This window comes from Streptomyces barkulensis (assembly GCF_002843305.1).
Lineage (GTDB): Bacteria > Actinomycetota > Actinomycetes > Streptomycetales > Streptomycetaceae > Streptomyces > Streptomyces barkulensis.
In genome coordinates this window covers 1-5605 of the sequence record NZ_PGSG01000096.1, presented here as the reverse complement: position 1 = coordinate 5605, position 5605 = coordinate 1, and the positions used below count along the sequence as shown (strand labels likewise).

4 protein-coding genes and 2 pseudogenes are annotated in these 5605 nt (G+C 68.2%); 4 read left to right on the top strand and 2 right to left on the bottom strand.

Going from position 1 to position 5605, the window contains the following annotated elements:
* Nucleotides 1-72 precede the first annotated feature (72 nt).
* The 4 genes from CUT83_RS20205 (at nt 73) to CUT83_RS20190 (ending at nt 4326) form a co-directional block, all read left to right on the top strand.
* Nucleotides 73-1265, top strand: a protein-coding gene (locus CUT83_RS20205) for an IS3 family transposase (protein ID WP_101253822.1) whose coding sequence is annotated in 2 segments (ribosomal slippage) — nt 73-337 and nt 337-1265 — 1194 coding nt in all. Because the reading frame shifts where the segments join, the coding sequence is not laid out codon by codon here.
* A 72-nt stretch (nt 1266-1337) separates the two neighbouring features.
* Nucleotides 1338-3215, top strand: a complete 1878-nt coding sequence (locus tag CUT83_RS20200; protein ID WP_143688595.1) for a hypothetical protein — start codon at nt 1338-1340, stop codon at nt 3213-3215.
* Complete coding sequence (locus CUT83_RS20195; protein ID WP_101257273.1) at nt 3212-3973, top strand: hypothetical protein; 762 nt, start codon at nt 3212-3214, stop codon at nt 3971-3973. Before CUT83_RS20200 ends, CUT83_RS20195 begins: the two co-directional genes overlap by 4 nt.
* On the top strand, nt 3970-4326 hold the full coding sequence (locus tag CUT83_RS20190) for a hypothetical protein (protein ID WP_101257272.1): 357 nt from the start codon (nt 3970-3972) through the stop codon (nt 4324-4326). Before CUT83_RS20195 ends, CUT83_RS20190 begins: the two co-directional genes overlap by 4 nt.
* 10 nt (nt 4327-4336) lie before the next feature.
* Here the strand turns inward: CUT83_RS20190 and CUT83_RS31060 are convergent.
* Both CUT83_RS31060 and CUT83_RS20180 read right to left on the bottom strand, forming a co-directional pair.
* Nucleotides 4337-4528: pseudogene (locus CUT83_RS31060) on the bottom strand (DNA helicase); the annotation flags it as partial.
* Nucleotides 4529-4561: 33 nt separating this feature from the next.
* Nucleotides 4562-5605: pseudogene (locus CUT83_RS20180) on the bottom strand (IS256 family transposase); the annotation flags it as partial.

Below are 5605 nucleotides of genomic sequence, written 5' to 3'. Positions count from 1 at the left end.
TGAGCTGTACTGATCTTCGTGGAGTCCCTCAAGCCTGGGTTACGCTTCCAGGCGTAAGGAGAACCACGAGCAATGCCAGCACCCCGTAAGTACCCCGATGAGCTGCGTGAGCGGGCGGTGCGCGAGGTCCGCGCGACCGGCCGCCCTGTGGCCCACGTCGCCCGCGACCTCGGCATCCACAAGGAAGCCCTGCGGTCCTGGGTCCGCCAGGCCGAGGCGGACGCCGGCGAGCGTGACGACCGGCTGACGACCGCCGAGCGCGACGAGTTGAAGGAACTCCGCAAGGAGAACGCCGAGTTGAGGCGGGCCAACGAGATCCTGAAGGCCGCCTCGGTGTTTTTTGCCCAGGAGATCGACCGTCCCCGGACGAGGCCGAGCAGGTGATCGACCACCTGCGCGACAAGGGCCTCGGGGTCGATCCCGTCTGCCGGGTGCTGGATGTGTCGCCGTCGACGTACTTCGCGCGCAAGACGCGGCCGAAGTCGGCCCGACGCCTGCGCGACGAAGAACTGATCCCGCTGGTCACAGCCGCGTGGGAGGACTCCGGGCGCACCTACGGCGCACGCCGCGTCACCCGCGCCCTGGTCCGCGCCGGACACACGGTGGCCCGCTGCACGGTCGAGCGGCTGATGGGCGAGCTCGGCATCGAGGGCGTCATCCGCGGGCAGCGCCGCCGCACCACGGTCCCCGAGCCGGCCGCGCCGCGCCCGCCGGACCTGGTCAACCGCCGTTTCACCGCCGAGCGGCCCAACCAGCTGTGGCTGGCGGACCTGACCTACATCCGCACCTGGTCGGGGTGGGTCTACGTCGCGTTCGTCCTGGACGCGTACTCACGCCGGATCGTGGGCTGGCAGGCCGCCACGCACCTGCGCACGGACCTGCCGCTGGACGCACTGGAGATGGCGCTGTGGCGGCAGAGGATCAAGAAGGACGCCGATCTCATCCATCACAGCGACCGCGGGTCGCAGTACGTATCCATTCGGTACACGGAACGTCTCGCCGAGGTCGGTGCCTCGGCGTCGGTCGGGTCCGTCGCGGACAGTTATGACAACGCGATGGCCGAGGCCCTCAACGGCACGTTCAAAGCCGAACTGATCGAACATCAGGGGCCATGGCGGGACTTCGACCAGGTCGAGCGGGCCGTCTTCCAGTGGGTCGCGTGGTACAACGGTGAACGACTCCACTCCGCCCTGGGCTACGTGCCGCCCGACGAGTACGAGCAGACGTACTGGGCGTACCTGGAGGAAGTCCCGCAGACCGCTTGATCACACGATCGCGGACTCTACGAAACTCGGGGCAGCTCAGTGCGCGGCTGGGAGCACCTGCACGGCGTCAGCGTGGGCAAGCGCGAAATGGATCTCGTGCAACATGCTTTCGTTGACGCATCGGTCGATGGCCGACCGGGCCGGGTGGCTGAGGCTGTGGGCGCGCTACGCCGGTTCGACCAGCGACGCAGTGTGCTGGTCCTTCTCGGTGAGGCGGGCACAGGGCGCCGGACAGCTGCGCTGCGAGCACTTCATGGGATGGGTGTTCCTCGCGAGCGCATCCGCTGGCTGGTACCGGACTGGGAGCAGCCACGCATCGAACAAATCCCCGCCACCAGGAAGCACGGTTTCATCCTCGACCTGACGGACCACGGGTCGCTGCCCGAAAGCTTCTACTCGGGGCTGTCCGGCTACCAGAAGGAAGCCGGGGAGAAGGAAGCCGTTCTGATCATCTTGGCGACGCCGGGTGCCTGGGATCCTGGACATCTGGCCTCTGTGCCCCATGTATGCCTGGTCCGGCCAGCAGCGATGGAAGTCGCCAGGGCTCACCTGAGCCGCCTGGCCCCCGACAGAGTGGACTGGCTGTCAGGCACTCCCCTTGAGGAACTACTCGCGGCGGCGACGCACGCCTCCGACGCGGCTCGTCTGGCCCGGCTCGTCGCCGAGTCCGAAAGCGACGACAGGGACACGGTCAAGGAGGAGTTCACCGGCTGGAAAAGGCACCTGCAGGGCTGGTTCGAGAAGCACTCCAGCGCGGAGGACCTGCGCGAGCGGGCGCTCCTGGTGGCCGCCGCCTTGCTGGAGGATGTGCCGGCCGATGTCGTGATGGAAGCGGCCGATCAGTTCTTCAAAGAGGTCGGGGGCGTCCTGCCTCCTGGCGGCGCACTGGCCGGCCGGGACTTGTGCCAGCGCCTGGAAACCATCGAGGCCTCCCAGATCGGTGAGAACATCTCGTTGGAAGCCAAGAGGCACGGGTTGCCCGGGGCCGTCTTGACGCATGTGTGGCAGCAGCGGCCGCAGCTGCGGCAGGCACTGCTGGAATGGGCCTCGAAGATCAGCGCTCCGAACGGAGTTGCCGAGCGCCATCTGCGACGCATCGCGGAATCCCTTGTCCGCCTGTCTCTGCTCCCCGGCGGCGCGACGGTGCGGTCCGTGGTGAGCGACTGGATCGACAAGGGGCACACCCGGCACCGGCGGCTGGCCGTGGAGATTCTGGAGAGCATGGCGCTCCATCCGGCCACGGGGGCTGGTGTCCGCAAGCAGCTGTACGACTGGGCTCACCAGAAGAACACCAGCGAGGCATTGGCTGCGGCGGTGGCCGAGATCTGCGCCGGCAGGCTGGGCCGGGAGTACCCGCGGGTGGCATTGACCCGGCTGCGTCTATTGGCCTCGCGGTCCGACGGCAAAGCGCGCGAAGCGGTAACCAGCGCGGTGCGTACCCTTGTCGGCCGTCCCCAGCAGCGAGTTCTGGTGCTGTCGGAAATCATCGACTGGTCGAGTTCCGCCGACGGCACCGTGCGCCAAGCCGGAGCGAGCATCTTCCTGGCACTGACCGATATCACCGATCAGGATCTCCTCTTGCATATGGCTGGGGAGACCCCGGACGACTCGGCCAGCACGCCGGCCAGGCAGCTCCTCGTCCGCGGCTGGCGTGCGGCGCTCTTGGAGCCCGCTGTGGCCGAAGCGGCCCTCACCAGCCTGGCAGCCTGGCTGGACTCCTCCGAGCTGCCGGATGACACGGTCCTGCCTGTGGTGGCAGCGGTGATCCGCGGACACCTCGGCCAGCAGGGGGTCGCCAGGCTGCTGGTGGGTTCCTCGAACAGCACCGAACTGGGACGGGCCCGACGCCACAAGCTGGTCGACCAGTTGATCTACACGCAAGCAGCGCCTCCAGCTGAACTCGGCACCGGGCGCGAGCCCACCGGTGAAGAGACCCGTTCGGCAGCGTGAGCATCCTGCCCTGGCGCCGAACCGCCCGGCCGGCACTGCTCCTCTCCGATAGCGAAACGGCGCATCCGCTCGTCATGAGCGGCGAGCGGATGCCCAGCCGCATCCCCAGTGTGTTCTTCACCGTGCGCATCGACGGCGCGTGGCGTCCAAGGCAGGACGAAATGCCCGGTCATCACGACCCTGCCACCCTCGCCCGTCACCATCTGCGCCACGGCGCCGACCGCGTCCTGAGCTCGTACTCCGTTCTCGACCGCGCCGCAGCTCAGGACGCGGCCAACACCGCCATGGCCCGATGGCACAGCCCCGCAGCCGGGCTGGAGGTCATCGGCTCGGTGCAACTGGCCGTCTCGGCCCAGGATCGCGAACTGGCCGAGGAGCACACACGCCGACACCAGAACATCGACCTCGAGCACGAGGCGGAGATGCGCCGCCTGACCCACCTGCAGCGCGTGCTCGCCGATCCGAACCTGCGCCGGATGTGGTGGATCAACCAATTCCCCGACCGTTTCGATCAGCTGTCGGACCTGGTTAAGGAGCTGGGTGATCTGCCTGCCCCGTGCGAGCGCGAGGACGACGGCACCCGCGGCGACATCAGACGCTTCATCGACCAACTCGTCACCGCCACGGACACCCCCGAGCAGCGGGACCTCTTCCTCAAAGCCCTCATCCACGCCCTCCACGTGCTCGGCCACCACGACTTGAAGACCACGGCCGCCCAATGGCAGACCCAACACGAGCCCGGGAGTACACCGGCATGAACCCGCACACCGCACGATGGCTTCTGACCCCCCTGCGGCAGCTACGGACCCACCGGCTCATGGCCCAGCACGGGCCGACCCTGCCGTACGAGACCGCATGGGCCTTGATCACCCTGCGCCGCGCCCCCGACGAAGTCGGCTTCGTGCATGCCTGGGCCGGCGAGAACCCCGGCAAGGAACCCGGAGTCCACTACGACCGGTGGCACGAGCTCAGCCAGGCAGAACAACGCCGCCGCCGCCAGTGGCTACACCGCCACGGCCACTCCCCCGTCCAGCTCCTCCGCCTGGACACCGACCTTGTCAAAGCCGCCGGCCTCCATGTCCTCGACTGGGGGCCGCCCTCCAGCCCATGAACAGCACAGCTCAACGATGGCTCGCCTCTCCAGGTTGTTCAGTGGCTGGTGCATGTGAGGCGGCAGGCGCACCGCTTGACTGTCCGGCGGGGTGGTGCTCGATCCAGGACAGGCCGCCCAGGTCCAGGCCGTGGCGGGCGCGGGTGACCGCGACGTAGGCCAGGCGGGCCTCGGTGTCGTCGATCGGCCCGGGCAGGGGTCTGTCAAACGTTCGGTGTAACGGGGGTGGTTGAGGTTACTGGCGGGCCGTCGACAGGCGGCCGTCGAAGGCGTTCAGCGCGGTCTTCCAGCGCATGGTCCAGCGGGCCTGGCCCTTGCCGGTGGGGCCAAGGGACATGATCGCCATGTAGACGCACTTCTTCAGAGCGGCCTGCTCGTTGGGAAAGTGTCCACGGGCCTTGACCGCCCGCCGGATCCGCACGTTCACCGACTCGATCGCGTTGGTGGTGCAGACGATGCGGCGGATCTCGGCATCGAACCGCAGGAACGGAGTGAACTCTCCCCCAGACTCCGTCCGGGGGCACCCCCACCCAGGCGTTCTCCCACAGCTTCACGATCGCCGGATACTTCCGGCCCCGGGCGTCGGCGAACTCGGCGAACCGGTCCAGGGCGGCCTCCTCGGTCGGTGCGGTGTAGACGGGCTTGAGAAGCTTGGCGATCTTGTCCCAGTCCTGGCGGGCGGCATAGCGGAAGGACTTCCGCAGCAGATGCACCACGCAGGTCTGCACGATCGTCTTCGGCCAGACCGCGTCCACTGCCTCGGGCAGGCCCTTGAGCCCGTCGCAGACCAGCATCAGCACGTCGCTGACGCCGCGGTTCTTGAGCTCGGTGAGGATGTGCAGCCAGTGCTTGGCGCCCTCGCCGCCGTCACCGGCCCACAGGCCCAGGATCTCCCGCCGGCCCTCGACCGTGACCGCCAGGGCCACATAGATCGGCCGGTTGGCCACCGCACCGTCGCGGATCTTCACGTGGATGGCGTCGATGAAGACCACCGGATAGACCGGGTCGAGGGGCCGGTTCTGTCACTCGGCCATGCCCTCGAGCACCTTGTCGGTGATGGTGGAGACGGTCTGGCGGGAGACGTCAGCGCCGTAGACCTCGGCCAGGTGGGCCTGCACCTCGCCGGTGGTCAGGCCCTTCGCGGCCAGCGAGATCACCATCTCGTCGACCCCGGTCAGGCGCTTCTGCCGCTTCTTGACGATCTTCGGCTCAAAGGAGCCGTTCCGGTCGCGGGGCACGACGATCTCCACCGGCCCCACGTCGGTCAGCACGGTCTTGG

Excerpts from the sequence above, each read along its gene's own strand:
- CUT83_RS20190 (WP_101257272.1), top strand. The coding sequence starts at position 3,970 with ATGAACCCGCACACCGCACGATGGCTTCTGACCCCCCTGCGGCAGCTA.